The organism is Vallitalea maricola (genome assembly GCF_036985595.1).
Lineage (GTDB): Bacteria > Bacillota > Clostridia > Lachnospirales > Vallitaleaceae > Vallitalea > Vallitalea maricola.
Window position 1 is genome coordinate 1 of record NZ_BTPU01000017.1, and the last position, 17,040, is coordinate 17,040.

At 30.0% G+C, this 17,040-nt stretch carries 16 protein-coding genes and 1 other annotated feature; of the genes, 11 read left to right on the forward strand and 5 right to left on the reverse strand.

Features of this window, described 5'->3' with window-relative positions:
- Positions 1–108 precede the first annotated feature (108 nt).
- The 3 genes from AACQ14_RS05480 (at position 109) to AACQ14_RS05490 (ending at position 1,388) form a co-directional block, all read left to right on the forward strand.
- Positions 109–273: a hypothetical protein gene (locus AACQ14_RS05480; RefSeq protein ID WP_193774740.1), complete on the forward strand. Its 165-nt coding sequence runs from the start codon at positions 109–111 to the stop codon at positions 271–273.
- A 185-nt stretch (positions 274–458) separates the two neighbouring features.
- Positions 459–1,175, forward strand: a complete 717-nt coding sequence (locus AACQ14_RS05485; protein WP_339362572.1) for an N-acetylmuramoyl-L-alanine amidase — start codon at positions 459–461, stop codon at positions 1,173–1,175.
- 3 nt (positions 1,176–1,178) lie between these two features.
- Positions 1,179–1,388, forward strand: a complete 210-nt coding sequence (locus tag AACQ14_RS05490) for a hypothetical protein (protein WP_339362573.1) — start codon at positions 1,179–1,181, stop codon at positions 1,386–1,388.
- A 77-nt stretch (positions 1,389–1,465) separates the two neighbouring features.
- On the opposite strand, the gene AACQ14_RS05495 is transcribed toward AACQ14_RS05490, so the two are convergent.
- Positions 1,466–1,885: a threonine/serine exporter family protein gene (locus tag AACQ14_RS05495; protein WP_339362574.1), complete on the reverse strand. Its 420-nt coding sequence runs from the start codon at positions 1,883–1,885 to the stop codon at positions 1,466–1,468.
- Positions 1,882–2,658: a threonine/serine exporter family protein gene (locus AACQ14_RS05500; protein WP_339362575.1), complete on the reverse strand. Its 777-nt coding sequence runs from the start codon at positions 2,656–2,658 to the stop codon at positions 1,882–1,884. The genes AACQ14_RS05495 and AACQ14_RS05500 overlap by 4 nt, the downstream gene beginning before the upstream one ends.
- A gap of 421 nt (positions 2,659–3,079) precedes the next feature.
- On the opposite strand from AACQ14_RS05500, the gene AACQ14_RS05505 reads away from it, so the two are divergent.
- Complete coding sequence (locus AACQ14_RS05505; protein ID WP_339362576.1) at positions 3,080–4,441, forward strand: sodium-dependent transporter; 1,362 nt, start codon at positions 3,080–3,082, stop codon at positions 4,439–4,441.
- A 157-nt stretch (positions 4,442–4,598) separates the two neighbouring features.
- Positions 4,599–5,831 (forward strand): serine hydroxymethyltransferase, encoded by a 1,233-nt coding sequence (glyA, locus tag AACQ14_RS05510; protein ID WP_339362577.1) that lies wholly within the window; start codon positions 4,599–4,601, stop codon positions 5,829–5,831.
- Positions 5,832–6,118: 287 nt separating this feature from the next.
- Here the strand turns inward: glyA and AACQ14_RS05515 are convergent, their stop codons facing one another.
- The 3 genes from AACQ14_RS05515 to AACQ14_RS05525 form a co-directional block, all read right to left on the reverse strand.
- On the reverse strand, positions 6,119–7,621 hold the full coding sequence (locus AACQ14_RS05515) for a TraB/GumN family protein (protein ID WP_339362578.1): 1,503 nt from the start codon (positions 7,619–7,621) through the stop codon (positions 6,119–6,121).
- Between the two features lie 132 nt (positions 7,622–7,753).
- Positions 7,754–8,389 carry a lactate utilization protein gene (locus AACQ14_RS05520; RefSeq protein WP_339362579.1) on the reverse strand — a complete coding sequence of 212 codons (636 nt, stop codon included), beginning with the start codon at positions 8,387–8,389 and terminating at the stop codon, positions 7,754–7,756.
- Between the two features lie 101 nt (positions 8,390–8,490).
- Positions 8,491–8,658 carry a hypothetical protein gene (locus AACQ14_RS05525; protein WP_339362580.1) on the reverse strand — a complete coding sequence of 56 codons (168 nt, stop codon included), beginning with the start codon at positions 8,656–8,658 and terminating at the stop codon, positions 8,491–8,493.
- A gap of 204 nt (positions 8,659–8,862) precedes the next feature.
- Between AACQ14_RS05525 and ku the strand changes: the two genes are divergently transcribed.
- The 6 genes from ku (at position 8,863) to leuA (ending at position 16,937) form a co-directional block, all read left to right on the forward strand.
- Complete coding sequence (gene ku, locus AACQ14_RS05530; RefSeq protein ID WP_339362581.1) at positions 8,863–9,693, forward strand: non-homologous end joining protein Ku; 831 nt, start codon at positions 8,863–8,865, stop codon at positions 9,691–9,693.
- 18 nt (positions 9,694–9,711) lie between these two features.
- Positions 9,712–10,656 carry a non-homologous end-joining DNA ligase gene (gene ligD / locus AACQ14_RS05535; protein WP_339362582.1) on the forward strand — a complete coding sequence of 315 codons (945 nt, stop codon included), beginning with the start codon at positions 9,712–9,714 and terminating at the stop codon, positions 10,654–10,656.
- Complete coding sequence (gene ligD / locus AACQ14_RS05540; RefSeq protein ID WP_339362583.1) at positions 10,649–11,542, forward strand: non-homologous end-joining DNA ligase; 894 nt, start codon at positions 10,649–10,651, stop codon at positions 11,540–11,542. The genes ligD (AACQ14_RS05535) and ligD (AACQ14_RS05540) overlap by 8 nt, the downstream gene beginning before the upstream one ends.
- A 212-nt stretch (positions 11,543–11,754) precedes the next feature.
- Positions 11,755–13,002: an EAL domain-containing protein gene (locus AACQ14_RS05545; RefSeq protein ID WP_339362584.1), complete on the forward strand. Its 1,248-nt coding sequence runs from the start codon at positions 11,755–11,757 to the stop codon at positions 13,000–13,002.
- 133 nt (positions 13,003–13,135) lie between these two features.
- Positions 13,136–14,611, forward strand: a complete 1,476-nt coding sequence (gene gltX / locus AACQ14_RS05550) for a glutamate--tRNA ligase (protein ID WP_339362585.1) — start codon at positions 13,136–13,138, stop codon at positions 14,609–14,611.
- A 104-nt stretch (positions 14,612–14,715) separates the two neighbouring features.
- Positions 14,716–14,958 (forward strand) — a binding site (T-box leader).
- A gap of 302 nt (positions 14,959–15,260) precedes the next feature.
- Positions 15,261–16,937, forward strand: coding sequence for a 2-isopropylmalate synthase (leuA, locus tag AACQ14_RS05555; RefSeq protein WP_339362586.1), 1,677 nt, complete (start codon positions 15,261–15,263; stop codon positions 16,935–16,937).
- Positions 16,938–17,040: the final 103 nt, after the last annotated feature.

Consider the following 17,040-nt stretch of genomic DNA (forward strand, 5'->3'; position numbering starts at 1 on the left):
ATGGTAAAATATTATTTATAAGTAATATGTAAAAAGATAATTAGTTTAATAACGTCTAAAAAAGGACAAAATATATACTAGAATGATTGTCAGAAAGAGTGAGGAACAATGAAAAGTACGTATTACACAAGAAAATTAAAAGAATCTAGGAAAGAGCAGGGGTTGTGCATTGATTGCAGTAAACCACATAGTACAGGATATCTAAGATGTCAAGAATGTTTGGACAAACAAGCAGAGTATGCAAGAAAAAAAAGAAAGAAAGTAAATTCCTAGACTAAAAGGCAGTGTATGTAATTATTTATGTACAGTGCCTTTTTTTAGTATGAAAAAATATACAATTAATGCTATGGTATAAACGGAATTTCTTATAACGTTCACTTTCTCTTTTTCATAAGCATATAATGAATTAAGTACTATAAAACACTTAAGAAGAAGAATTAAGAAAGTGAGGTGAAAAAATGGCTAATTATAAAATTATTTGGAAAGGAAATGACAATACTAATAAGTCTACTAGGAGAGGACATGCCCCTAAAATAATTGTTAATCACATAACAGAAGGGTCAGCAAAATCTACTATAAATTGGTTTACTAGTTCCGGTAATACAGTATCATCAGCACATTTTCTTGTTACTAAATCAGGAGAGATATATCAATTTGTTAAGATCGAAGATAATGCATGGGCTAATGGAATTAGTTCACAAAACAGAAAATATTCTACTGCTTCTATTGTGAAAGAGATGGGAGTTAATCCTAATTGGTATTCAGTTTCTATAGAACATGAAGGAATACATAGGATGACACAAGGAAAATTGACAGATAAACAGCTGGCGGCAACCATTTGGTTACATCAATATATAATAGATTATGTTAAAAGAAAATGGAATGTTGATATACCTTTAGATAGAAAACATATACTCGGGCATTATGAAATTGACCCAAGAAGGAAACCAAATTGTCCAGGAGAAAAATACCCTTTTGATCAAATTATACAAGCATTGAATAATAAAAATACCTTAACTGATATTAAGGGGCATTGGGCAGAACAATATATAAATGAGGTTGTTTTACAAGGTATAATGTCTGGGTATCCAAATGGAGAGTTTAAACCTGATGAAAAAGTATCTAGAGGGGAACTAGCAACAGTTATAGCTAGATTACTTAAAAAGGAGGTGTAGTAGATGAAAAAAGAAATTCTACGAAGGTTAACAAATACCAAAGTAATTATTAGTATAGCTAGTACAATTGTTATGATACTTGTTGCGGCAGGTGTAAAAGTTCCTAATGAAAATGTGATGATTATTGTTGAAGGACTATGCACAATAGGGATTATACTAGGGGTACTTAATGATAAAGGAATGGAGACAGAAAAGTGGGACGACAAGGAATAATTATTGATAAATATTATATGGACATACTATAAAACTAATTATAATATATTGAACTTGAATTTATTAAGTTCAATATATTATTTTTTCATTCGTGGAGATTTTGTTACAGAAGCAACCAAAAAAACTGCTACAGCTATAGCACATGCCAGTTCAATAGCCTGTATACCATAGTATGTAGACATATCATAATCTTGAATAACAATATTATAGATTGCCTTATATAATATTGCTCCTGGAACCAAAGGGATGATACCTGCAATTAAATATACTGTAACTGGTGTTTTTCTTATTTTAGATAATATATGGGCTATAATACTAATAGTTAAAGCTCCAAGGAATGTTGAAAAAATAATGGAGTCTATATTTATTGTCAATAAATAAACAAGCCAACCTATAGCTCCGTTAATACCACAATAAAGTAATTGATTCTTTGAGATATTAAAAATTATTGAGAAAAACAAAGTTGCAAAAAAAGCTGCTATTACTTGAATAATCATATTGCTATACCTCCAGATAACAAATAATATAGTTTCAGAACTACTCCTACACCAGTTGCAATGGATGCTGCTACAATTAGAGCTTCAACACCTCTCGATATACCAGATAATAAATTACCTTCAATAGTATCTCTAATTGCATTGGTAAAAGCAACACCTGGAACCAAAGGCATGATGGAACCAATAATTATTAAGTCAAAATTTGTTCCTAGAGGAATAAATTTAGTAAATAAAATAGCAATCAGTGCAATTAAACAACCACCAACTATATCATAAAAGAATTTATATATATTCAACTTCTTGAATAATATATCTATAATAGCTAAGTTGGCACCGATAAAGGAAGATACAATAAAATCCTTAAGATTTCCACTGAAAACTGTTGTAAAAAAACCAGCTGCCAAACCAGTAGCTATGATTGTGAGCATATTTGAATAAGCTGGTTTTGATTTAACTTCAAGTAATTTTTCATAAGCTTCTTCTATAGTAAGTTGATTGGTACAATATTTTCTGGAAATATCGTTAGTAAGTTCTACTTTGGATAGATGGATAGTTCGTTTATTAACCCTTTTTACATATGTAATCATTTCAATTGTTGGATCGTCTAGAGTGGCAAATATTCCTGTCGGCGTAACAAAGGATTCAATAACCTGAAAATTAGTTGTTTTCAATATTCTATTTATAGTATCTTCAACTCTATAAGTTTCAGCACCATTTCTTAACATGATCTCTCCTGAAAGAATAGCTGATTTGAAAATTAGTTTATAGTTCATATGATCACCTTATAATTATTCCTTTATAATAAAAATTAGCTTATTTTTTGATATTTTATATACAATCCAGCTGTTAATCTAATCAAATACATTGTACACTATACTTAAGCGGGTATCAATTCAATATTCAAAATTATAATAAATAATATCTTTAATAGGAATTAACAATATTTAGTAAATCTTTTATAATGATAATTTAAATAAAATTAGTATTTTTTTTAACATAAATAGGATATACTTATTTTATCTTAGAATAAGTGTTTATATGTATCTTTTTTATATTACTATATTAATTACACTATTTACAAATGGTAAAAAAGCACTAATTGAATAGGCAAATATAACTAATTGACTTGCTTTTGTTTGTTATGTAAAATTCAAAAGACGTAACTTTATAATTGCAGAGAGGAAAGTGTATACATTGAAGGATAATAATGTTCAGAGAAGTCAATGGGGAAGTAAAATAGGTTTTATACTAGCAGCTGGAGGATCAGCTGTTGGTTTAGGAAATATATGGAGGTTTCCATATCTAGCTGGAGAAAATGGTGGAGGAGCTTTTGTACTTATTTATTTAATAACTGTAGCAATAATAGGGTTCACATTAATGCTTGCAGAATTTACTATTGGAAGATACTCTCAGAGTAATGCAGTTGGAGCTTTTAAAAATATTGATAAAAGATTTGGTTTTATAGGATTCATTGGTGTTATAGTTGCATTTTTGATTATGGGTTTTTATATGATTGTTGGTGGATGGTCATTAGCATATATTTTTAAGGCTATTACAGGAACAATTAGTTCAACAGACCCTAACTTTTTATCTAATTCATTTAATGAGTTGGTAGTTAATGACTTTCAACCAATTTTTTGGGGAGGCATATATATAATTCTTAATATTGTCATAGTTTCATCAGGTATAAATAAAGGAATTGAAAAGGCTAGTAAAATCCTTATGCCTGCATTATTTGTAATTATGATAATACTAACTTTTAAAAGTTTATCACTTGAAGGAGCTATGGCGGGTGTTGAATTTTTTATTAAGCCTAACTTTAGCGAGATAACACCAAAAGTAATACTTAACGCAGCGGGACAAGCATTTTTCTCTTTGAGCCTAGGTATGGCATGTATGGTTACTTACGGAAGTTACTTAAATAAAAGTGAAAATTTGGTTAAGAATGCAATAATAGTTCCATTGCTAGATACATCAGTAGCCATTATGGCTGGATTTGTTATTCTTCCAGCAGTTTTTGCATTTGGTTTTACACCAGAAGAAGGACCAAGTCTTGCATTTGTTACTATTCCAGCAGTATTCACTACAATGGGAACTAACCTTGGAATTATATTCTCAACATTATTCTTTATATTATTGACTATAGCTGCTATTACTTCGTCTATATCCCTATTAGAAATACCAGTTGCTTACTTAATAGAACAACGAAAATGGACCAGAAGAAAAGCCGTTATTATAACTAGCATAATTGTATTTGTAATGTGTATATTTTCGTCATTATCAAAAGGCAGCTTAAGCCATGTAATGATTGGTGGTAAAAGCATATTCGATCTATATGGTTTTCTAACTTCCAATATATTACAACCATTCGGTGGATTGATGATATGCTTATTTGTCGGTTGGATATTAGGTAAGAAAAAAGCATTGAATGAAGCTACTAACGAAGGTACTGTCAAATTTAGATTAGCTAACTTTTGGATCTTTTTATTGAAGTATATCATACCTGTACTAATTTTCCTTATATTCTTATCAGGGCTAGGTGTTTTCAATATTTAGATATTTTCTGATTACTATTAATGAATGTTAAGTTAGGTATTTCATAAATTCATAAAAAAAGGAAATAAATCAAATATACTAAATGCGTATTCCAATATAGATTAACTTATGCTATAATGATTTCATTGATTTACTAAGTAAAAATGGAGGTATGTAGATGTATACATTTGATGAAATTAAAAGCGTTGATCCAGAATTAGCTAGTGCACTGGACAAGGAAATAAACAGGCAAAGGGATAACATTGAACTTATAGCTTCAGAGAATTTTGTATCAAAAGCAGTATTAGCAGCAATGGGAAGCCAGTTAACTAATAAATATGCAGAAGGTTACCCAGGTAAAAGATATTATGGCGGTTGTGAATGCGTAGATATAGCGGAAGATCTAGCAAGAGACAGAGTAAAAGAATTATTTGGTGCAGAACATGCTAATGTTCAACCTCATTCTGGTGCTAATGCTAACTTAGCTGTTTATTTTGCAGTACTTAATCCTGGTGATACTATTATGGGTATGAATTTATCACATGGGGGACACTTAACACACGGAAGTCCAGTTAATATTTCAGGTAAACAATATAAAATCGTACCATATGGTGTAAACAAAGAGGGTTATATCGATTACGATGAACTAATGAAAATTGCAAAAGAAAGTAAACCAAAACTTATTGTAGCTGGAGCAAGTGCTTATGCTAGAACAATAGATTTCAAGAAATTTAGAGAAGTAGCTGATGAAGTTGGAGCTTATCTAATGGTAGATATGGCACATATTGCAGGATTAGTTGCTGCAGGACTTCACCCAAGCCCAGTACCATATGCGGACTTTGTAACATCTACAACTCATAAAACATTAAGAGGACCAAGAGGCGGACTTATCTTATGTCCTGAAAAATTTGCTAAGATAATTGATAAAGCTATATTCCCAGGTATCCAAGGTGGGCCTTTGATGCACGTTATAGCTGCAAAAGCAGTCAGCTTCAAGGAAGCCTTATCAGAAGACTTTAAAAAATATCAGCAACAAACAATCAACAATGCTAAAGCTTTAGCAGAAGGTCTAACTAAAAGAGGGTTTAATCTTGTATCAGGGGGAACAGATAACCATCTACTATTAGTTGACCTTCAAAATATGGACTTAACTGGTAAAGTTGCAGAAAAATTACTAGATGAAGTATCAGTAACATGCAACAAAAACACAGTACCATTTGACCCTAAGAGTCCATTTGTAACTAGCGGAATAAGACTCGGAACACCTGCTGTTACAACAAGAGGAATGAAAGAAGAAGATATGGATACCATCGCCGAAATCATATATCTAGCACTCAGCGATTTCGAAAACAACAAAGAAAAAGCACAGAACCTAGTAAAAGACCTAGTAAAAAAATATCCACTATACTAAAAATAAATAATATATAATATATCAAAAAGCTCAGTGCTAACCCCACTGAGCTTTTTTCTATTATGAAATACATATCAGTATTTCATAAACAAATCACTTATGAAAAATAGTTGACCATACACTCATGATATTAAAAAATAACGGGCATAAAAAAGTGGTATATGATTCGTTTTACACAGACCGTTCCTTTGGAGTAAGGCAAGTAAAACGAATCATATACCACTAATATAGCCATACGTTAGTCTCAAACCACAAAACTAACTATTTTTTATAACTCACAACAAAAGCTATTTTATCTGTTCAACACTATAACCTTCATCCTCTAACTTCTTAACTATCCCTGCATTAGTTACCATATGACCAGCTCCAACTATTACAAAATAAGTTTTTTCACTATCATCATTAAGATAACTTAATACACTTTCATACATATGATCATTTCTATCAATCCAGAATTTCTTAGTAAATTCATCAGTAGAATTTTCATCATATGCTACTGTTTCTTCTAATTCTCCAACATTTCCTGTTCTCCAAGATTCTAACATTCCAGCTATCGTATCAACATTGTCCATTGAATCAACAGCAGGATCAGTTTCTTCATTATCTTCTGCTTTTTCTTCAGGTTTAGTCAATACACTCTGTAAAAATTGTTCTTGGAACTCTGAATCAAATGATTCAAATAAATCAGTTTGGAATTTATAGCCTTCAATTTCAATTATTGGTTTTCTGAATAAAGCCTTGGACATAAAATAAACATCTACACCAAGTCCTGCTTGGATTGATTGTTCAGCAGCTTGTAGATTTTGAATAGTAAAGGCTGCACTCCAAGGTTTTAATAAATCATATTGCTCTTTTGTAACCACGCCAAAACTCTTCATTGCTTCTTCATAAGCTTCATAAGTTTCTTTTGAAACATGTTGGGCTATAGTAGTTCCATCAGAATATACCATTTTTTGCTGCATATAAGCAATTCCTTCTTGGCTATCTAATAAATTAACCTCAACAGCTAAAGCATCAGATGAATCAAAAGCTTCTAATATGTCATCATTCATTGGATAAATACTTGAATCTGCTATATGTATTGAACCTAGAAGATAAACTGTATTTTTTCCACCGCTAACTTTCCAAAAAGCACCTTTTGCAGCTCTATCAGATTTTTGAATAGCATAATAATAAGCTCTTCTTGTTAAGGACAAAAGTTGTTCTTTAGTACAATTATTTTCAAGTCCTAGCTTATTATTACCGATACCATTTAGAAGGTTATTAGAAACCAAGTATTTGACACCATTAAGATTATCATCCATTGATGAAATATCATCAAAAGAAAGTGAATAATCCAGTTCATAGTCGAAAGTTGGTTCAGCTTTTTTGATAACATTATATAGAACGTTTACAACATCTTTTCTTGTAACGACTACATTCATATTATCATCTAATAAAAATACGTTAAATAATTTGTAAGCAGCTTTTTGTAAAGCGATATCATCAATTGTTATATTTTCATCAGATACTGTTTCGCCAGTTAGTTTTTCATATAACTTAACACCTACAGTATATAATTCTCTATAAGTTACATTTGATTGATATTGCCCAAACATAGATATATCAATAATATCATAGATACTTAACATCTGAACATCTTCTAATGCCCATATGCTAGGTTGTTCAGGTTGCTGCTGCTTGATTGGTGCAGGATTTGCATAAGCTACTTGAAAATTGTAATTGATTGATACTAAACAAAGAACAAGTGACATACACAAAATAGTAAATAACTTTCTTGGTTGTTTCACAAAAATAACCACCTTTCTTATAATGCCTAGAATAACTATGTATATGTTTACTGATTGATATTATCATACATATATATCTATGTCAATATCTAGAAAGATTTCCAAAAAATATAAAAAAAGAATAAATATACATCAATATCCTAATTCTTCTCCAACAAGAATAACTTTAATTCTATTAGGTACTCGTGACATTCTTGTTATAACTGTTTGGCAACAGATACAATCATCACTAAGGCAATCACTGCATTTACCTGTGATTGAACATGGTGTATTCTTATTTAATCTAACTGTATTGATAGGTGAAGCTTCATTTCGGACTCTTTTTAATGCAGCTTCTTCATCTAAAACAACCTTATTCATTCCAGCAACAACAATTACATTACTAGGACCATATATCAAAGCAGCAAGCCTATTGCCATTACCATCTATATTGACTAATTTTCCATCAAGTGTAATAGCATTGGAACTCATAAGATAATAATCAGCAGATAGAGCCTGATGATAAATTTTGGCTGCTTCTTCATTATTATTGGCAGTACTTCTATCTAATAGATTATAATTACCATTTTTAAGAGAATCAAGTAAATCAATTTCATGTAAAGTCATTGAACCACCCCATGAAACTGTAGAACCATCATTTAATAATTCAAGAATTTTATCTTTTGCCAGTTGTTTGTTTTCACAATAATAAGCTTCAATCCTTCTTTTCTGAAATTGTTTTATCAGATTCTTACTTGTGTTTTCATAATATTTTTTTCTAGGTGTCATTACCTTCAACTCCTTAATATGTATTTTAATGACTTTTATTAATTGTAGTATACCATTTAAATCAGCAATAGTCATTATAAAATAGACTAAAAAGTATTTAATTACATATCAAGAATTTCTTTTATTTTATCATAATCAGGGAGAGTTTTTGCTTCTTCTTCGGTGATTCTTTTAAAGCCTAATTTCAGATAATAATCAAGTTGTTTTTCATTAGTCAGCATCAGTATTTTACCTTTTTCATCGTATACATATATTTCGTTATAAATCATACAAATCTCCTTTCTTTACAATATAAGTTAATAATCTATTATTAAATAATATGATTGAGATTGTATGAATTATTACATTAGCTTTTACAAATAATAAAGTAATCAACAATAGGAATATAGCATGATTTTCAATATAGAATATTGTTATCAGCTTATTAAAAATTATTATATTTTGAATAAAATTCTATGAAAGGAAGACGATAAATGCATACTATGTGGAAAGGGTCAATTAGTTTTGGCTTAGTTAATATACCAATCAAAATGTTTGCGGCTACTGAAAATAAAGATGTTAGATTTCGATATATTCATAAGGAGTGCAATACTCCTATTAAATATAAAAAAATTTGTCCCACATGTAACAAAGAGATTGCAGAAGAAGATATAGTAAAAGGATTTGAATATGAACCAGGTCATTTTGTAATTATAAGTGATGAAGATTTGAATTCTGTTAAAAATGAAATCAACAGTAAATCCATTGAAATAGTTGATTTTGTAAAACTTTCGGAGATAGATCCAATATATTTCAATAAAACATATTACCTTGCTCCACAAGATATAGTGGGAAAGGCTTATAAACTCCTTAGAAAAGCTATGGAAGAAACAGGGAAAATAGCTATTGCAACTATAACTATTAGAAATAAACAATCTTTAGCGGCTCTTAGAGTATACAAGAACGTACTTGTAATGGAAACTATATTCTATCCAGATGAAGTACGTCCCATTAGTCAGGTACCAGGTTTACCAGAAGATGAGCAAGTTGATGAAAAAGAACTTAATATAGCTAACCAGTTGATTGATAATCTAACAGCTAAGTTTGAACCAAATAAATACAAAGATGATTATAGAGAAGCTATGATTGAATTAATTAACAAGAAAATCTCCGGCAAAGAAATAAAAGTAACCAAAGAAGCTCCAGAGAGAAACGTAATAGATCTGATGGAAGCACTGCAAGCTAGTTTAAAAGAGACTAAGACTGGGAAAGTTAAACCACCTACAAAGAAGAAAAAAACTACAGCAAAGAAACAGACAAGTTAGTTAGAGAGGTTTTTGATTATGGAATTAATAAAACCCATGGAACCTATTTTATCTACAGAAATAATTGAGGATGATGACTTCATACATCAAATAAAATGGGATGGTATTAGAGGTATTACGTATATAGACAGTGGTGCTTACAAGGTTTTTACTAAGAATGGTAATGAAAGAACAGATTATTATCCTGAATTAAATGATATAAATCAACTTTTTAATGGTAAAAGAGGCATTATTGATGGTGAAATCATAGTTCTTGATGATAATTTACGCCCAACTTTTAATTATATACTTAATAGAGAAAGAGTAAGAAATCAGACTAAGATAAAATATTATGCAGATAAATATCCAATAAAATATATAGTTTTTGATATATTATTCTTAGATGGTAAAGACTTAAGAAGTCATCCCTTAGAAGATAGAATAGAGATTCTCCATAGAACATTAAGTAAAAGTAGTATAATAACGATAACGGATTCATTTGATGATGGAGAAAAATTATATAAATTGATGGAAGAGAAAAATTATGAAGGTATAGTATCCAAAAATATAAAGAGTAAATATATAGCTGGTAAAAAACATGATATGTGGTATAAAACTAAAATATTCAAAAAGATGTTGACAGCTATTGGCGGTATACAATTAGGTAATGGTAAGATAAAATCTCTATTATTGGGGATATATAGTGAAGGAAATATTTTTTATATTGGTAATGCGAGCATAGGACTCAAGGAATCTGATCTTAACTTGCTAAAAGAATACATGAGCGTAATCAGTATGGATAAAAGTCCATTCACTAATATAGATAAAGCTAAAAATGTTATATGGATAAAACCTATTTTAACTTGTTGGGTCAGTTTTTTAGAGTGGACAAATACCAACTCTTTACGGCATCCAAAGATAATAGGGTTTAGTTCAAAAAAAGCTACAGAAGCTATTGGAGAGGAGTATACCTATCGTGGATAAAATAATTATGGTAGACAATAATAAAATAAAAATATCAAATCCACATAAAATATTATGGCCAGAGCTTGGTATAACAAAAGTGGACTATCTGAAATACTTAATATATATAACACCATATATTATAAAACATGCAAAAGATAGATTTCTGACTACTATCAGATATCCAGACGGTTATGATAAAAAATTCTTCTATCAGAAAAAAGTTCCAAGTTATGCTCCAGAATTTGTTGACTCGGCTAGATGGAAAGATGGAAGTGAGTATATCAATCTTAATAAACAAGCTACTCTTGTATGGCTTGGCAATTTAGCTTCACTTGAATTTCATACAACCTTCAACAGAATACAAAAACCTTTTTCACCTACTAATCTAGTATTTGACCTTGATCCATCAGAAGGACAAGTTTTTGAACAGGTTATTGAAGTAGCTTTGAAAGTATATGATACTCTAAATAAGCTTAAAATTACCAGTTATGTAAAAACTTCTGGCGCAACTGGATTACAGATATATATACCTATTGGGGAAAAGTATGATTACAACGAGGCTAGGCAGATCAGTAAATTTTTCGCTGAGTATTTTGCAAATAAATACCCACATATCATAACTATAGAAAGACTAAAAGAAAAAAGAGGTAAAAAATTATATTTTGATTATCTACAGATGTGGGAGGGGAAGAGTATTATTACACCTTATTCCCCAAGAGCTACGAAGTATGCTTCTGTTTCAATGCCAGTGAAGTGGGAAGAAGTAAAAGCAGGTATTAAGCCACAAGATTTTACTATATTCAATGCCTTGGATAGGATAAAAAGGGTAGGGGATATTTTTGAACCTCTGCTAGATAATAGAAATGTTGAAAGCTTTAGCTCCATACTTCAACAAATAAAATAAAAGAGCAATAATAATAATTATAGAAGACTATAACAATTTGTTTACAATATGAAAGTTAATTGATATAATTAACCTAGTTAAATTTAGCATATTGCTATGATGGATAAACAATTTTTAGTTGAATAATTGCGATTTAATAACTTAATAACGTAATAGAACGAGGAAAATAGAATTTTCCTATATTGACAAAATATAATTTAGGGGCAATTATAATGAATAACATTAGTATTACAGATATCATAGAACAGGAAAGTATTGATATATTAATGCAAGTCATTTTATCACCTCATGAGGATTTTGCTGTTGGTATTGAAGCTCTGGCAAGAGGAGTTGATCCTAACACTAATACAAGTGTTAATCCTAATGAATTATTTCGACAAGCGAGAATATGCGGACTCACTGTTGAATTAGATAAATTATGTGTAAGAAAAGCAATACAAGAATTTACACATATATATAATAAAAATAAAAGTACTTTATTATTTATAAATATTGAAGATAGCTTTATATCTTATTCAATTACTTATGATTATTTGACCCAGTGTGCAGATGAATATAATATTCCATATGAAAACATTGCAATAGATTTATGTGATTTTGATTTATACTCAGTAAAAGAGATAGAGCTTTTTATTGAAAAATATAGAGCAAAAGGCTTTTACATGAGTATTGATGATATGGGTAAAGATTATTATAATCTTGATAAGATATTATTGATTAATCCAGATATTATTAAAATCAATACTTTTTTACTTCAAAGTCTGGAAAGTGAACAGTATAGAAAATACTTATTGAAATTCATATCTTCCATAGCACATGAGATGGGAATGGTTGTAGTCGCAAAAGGTATAGAAAACGACAAAGACCTGGATTTTTTTATTGAATGTGGAGCTCAGTTTGTTCAAGGCTATTATATAGCTAGACCCAGTAAATTATCTTCGAGTAAAATTGATAATATAATACATAATTTTAAACGAAAAGATAGTATGGAAGAATATTATTTCAAAAATAAAGTTGATAGTAATAGAAGTACCATGATAAACATTATAAATTTTATGAATAATATAAAAGAACAAATTGACGGTGTTGATATCGGGCATGAGGAAGATAATTTCAAACAAATATTTGATGAGTATTCTTATGTTGAGAATTGCTGGATACTGGATATGAAAGGTATTCAGGTTAGTGATGCCTATATTAATAAAGATAATTTTAGAACAAGAAATTCTTCAATATTTAATATTTCCAAAAAATCTATGGATTTCTCTAAAAAGGAGATTTATGAAAGGTTAGTTAATACAATCTTAGATGTTTGGATAACAAAACCATTTCATTCACTACTGACTAACAACATATGTTTAGGAGTTTCCAAGTACATAGTAGATTCAAAAGGTGAACAATATATATTATGCCTTAATATCAACATTAATAGGTTTAATATGGTTAGAGATTCAGTTTGACAAGAAATATTATATTATATGATAAAATTGGATATATCTAGTTGACTTATATAAAAACTTAATATAATATTATAGCTAAATGAATTGATATAAATATTGATAGAACACATCAATAAATAATGGAGGCAGTAACATGGAAAAAGTTAAAATCAGAACTAGGTTTGCACCTAGTCCAACAGGTAGAATGCATGTTGGTAATCTTAGAACAGCTCTATATGCTTATTTAATAGCTAAGCATGAAGATGGAGATTTTTTACTTCGTATAGAAGATACAGATAGAGAACGATATGTGGAGGGTGCTTTAGAGATTATTTATAATACTCTAAAAAACACTGGGTTAATACATGATGAAGGACCTGACAAAGATGGCGGTGTAGGACCATATGTTCAAAGTGAGAGACAAGCACAAGGGATATATCTAAAATATGCAAAAGAATTAATAAATAAAGGGGAAGCATACTATTGTTTCTGCGATAAGGAAAGATTAGACGATTTACGTAACAAGGCAGAAGAAGCAAAAGAAACTTACAGATACGATAAACATTGTTTGAGTCTATCAAAAGAAGAAATAGAAAAAAAACTTGCTGATAATGTACCATACATTATTAGACAGAATAACCCTGCTACTGGAAGTACATCATTTAATGATGATATATACGGAACTATCACTGTAGATAATTCAGAGTTGGATGATATGATTTTAATAAAGTCAGATGGTTATCCAACATATAATTTTGCTAATGTTATTGACGACCATCTAATGGGAATAACCCATGTTGTAAGAGGTAACGAATATTTATCATCTTCACCAAAGTATAATAGATTATATGAAGCATTTGGTTGGAAAGTACCTACTTATGTACATTGTCCTCTTATTACTAATGAAGAACATCAAAAATTAAGTAAAAGAAGTGGACATTCATCATATGAAGACCTTATAGAACAAGGTTTCCTTGCCGAAGCAATAGTTAATTTTGTTGCACTTTTAGGATGGAGTCCCAGATCTAATGAAGAGATATTTACAAAAGAAGAACTTATAAAGGAATTTGATTATAAACATATTAATAAGTCTCCAGCTGTATTTGATATGACAAAGTTCAAATGGATGAATGGGGAATATATCAAAAAAATGTCAGATGATAAATTCCATGAAATAGCTTTACCTTATATGAAGAAGGTTGTTACAAAAGACTATATTGATCTTAGAAAGATTAGTCCTTTGATAAAATCAAGAGTAGAAGTATTAACAGATATACCGTCTCATCTTGACTTCTTTGAAGAATTACCAGATTATAATATTGATTTGTATAATCATAAAAGAATGAAGACTAATCCGGAAAACTCATTAGAGAATTTGGAAAAGCTTCTTCCAATATTAAAAGAGCAGGAGCAATTTGATGTAGATAGCTTACATGAATCTGTAATGGCTTTCGTAAAGGAATTAGGCATCAAGAATGGTCAGATGTTATGGCCTTTGAGAACTGCGTTATCAGGAAAAGCTATGACACCAGGGGGTGCTTTTGACTTAGCAGATATATTAGGTAAAGAAGAATCTATAAGAAGAATTGAAGCTGGAATAGATAAATTAAAAAAAGAAATAAATAGATAGTTTATATATGACACTGTATAAAAATACTAATAAATTAAAAAAAATACATTTTTAATATTGACAAATGAATAAATTGATGATAATATATTAAAAAATTGATATGTAAAAAGACTGTGAAAAGGAATAGTAGATATTTGGATTATTACAGAGAGCTATTGGTTGGTGTGAAATAGCATTTGATAAATATTGAACTCGCCTTGGAGTTGCTCGCTGAAAGTTTAGTAGGAGGAGACGGAACCCAACCGTTAGATTGGCAGGATATCGGTAAATGTTACCTGTATCTATAGGATTACAAATTTGTTTTTGTAAAGAGTGGTTTGCGATAAATTATACCTTTCGTCTCTTTTGACGAAAGGTTTTTTAATTTATATACAACATTTTTTACAGGTCTATTCATATTAGGCTGCTATTTACAAACATTTTTGTTAATTATCATTTACTATATCCATCTGAGTGTATTTCTACCAAGAAATAAATAAGAGTGGTACCACGGACCTTCGTCTCTTGAATCAAGAGCTGCAGGTCCTTTTTTATTCTTATAGAAAAGATTTGCTAATTAAGGAGTAGCCTTTTTTCTTGTCTTATAGGTAAAAACGTTGAGTAAGTTTAGTTAATTTGACAATAATAATCATTTAGAGGAGGAATTGGAATGAGTTTTAAAAATTATAAAAAATATGAACCTGTAAAATTAGATGATCGTAGGTGGCCTTCAAATACAATAAAAAAAGCACCTATTTGGTGTAGTGTTGACTTAAGAGACGGTAATCAATCGCTTCCTATACCCATGAATGTTGAGAAGAAAACAAAGATGTTCTATCTATTAAAAGAAATGGGCTTCAAAGAGATTGAAGTTGGTTTTCCTTCAGCTTCAAAAGCTGAATTTGATTTTACACGTAAATTGATTGAAGAAAATATGCTAGATGATGATATGACAATTCAAGTTCTTACACAAGCTAGAGAAGAACTTATCAAAAAGACTTTTGAAGCTATAGATGGTTGTAAGAGAGCTATTGTACATGTATATAATTCTACATCAACATTACAACGAGAAGTAGTATTCAAAAGAGATAAAGAAGCTATTATTGATATAGCGGTAAATGGAGTCAAATTAATAAAAGAATGTGCTAAGAAAAGTAATGTTAAAGAAATTATTCTAGAATATTCACCAGAAAGTTTTACTGGAACAGAACTTGATTACGCATTAGAAATATGTGAAGCTGTTATAGAAGCTTGGGAGCCAACAGAAGAAAATAAGATAATCATTAATTTACCTGCAACAGTTGAAATGTCAATGCCTAATGTCTATGCTGACCAGATTGAATGGTTCTGCAGAAATATTAGCTGTAGAGACAGTGTTATCATAAGTGTCCATACTCACAATGATAGAGGAACAGGTGTTGCTGCTACTGAACTTGCAATGTTAGCTGGAGCAGACAGGGTTGAAGGTACTTTATTCGGTAATGGTGAAAGAACAGGTAACTTAGATATGTTGACAGTTGCCATGAATCTATATTCACAAGGAATTGATCCAGAATTGAATATTGATAATATCAACCATATAATTAACGTATATGAAGAGTGTACGTTACTAAAAGTACACGAGCGTCATCCTTATGCAGGGGAATTGGTTTATACAGCTTTTTCTGGTTCACATCAAGATGCTATAAAAAAAGGTTTGGATGTCTATAATCAAAACGAAAATAAATACTGGGAAGTTCCTTATCTTCCGATTAATCCTTCAGATATAGGTAGAGAGTATGAAGCTATCATCAGAATTAACAGCCAGTCTGGAAAAGGTGGTATTGCATATATTCTTCAATCAGAATATGGCTACAAATTACCTAAGAAGATGCATCCGGAAGTAGGTAAGTTGATACAAGGTGTAACTGATAGAACAGGAAAAGAATTAAATCCTCAAGAAATATTTGATATATTCAATAATGAGTATTTTGTGCAAGATAGCATCTTATCACTAAATAGATTTGAAAGTATAATTGAAGATAAAGATACTAAGAAAAAAGATGTAAAAGTAACCGTTTCAGCAGAAGTAACTTTTAGAGGTGAAACAAAACAGGTCAAAGGTGTAGGTAATGGTCCAATTGCAGCGTTTGTAAAAGGTATAAGAGAATTAGATATAGAACCATTCAAATTAGTTGAATATGAAGAACACAGTATGAATGGTGGTGCAGACGCTCAAGCAGTTGCTTATATAGGACTTATAAATGAAAAAGATGAAGTGAAATTTGGTATAGGAAAAGATTCAAATATTAATCTAGCTTCTATAAGAGCTTTGATCAGTGCAATAAATCGTCATATGAAGAACTAATATAGTAATACCTATAGAGAGAACATTAAAAATGTTTAATCTATAGGTATTTTTTTTGCCTACATAGTCAATATTATTATATGATTGCGATAGCAATAATCCA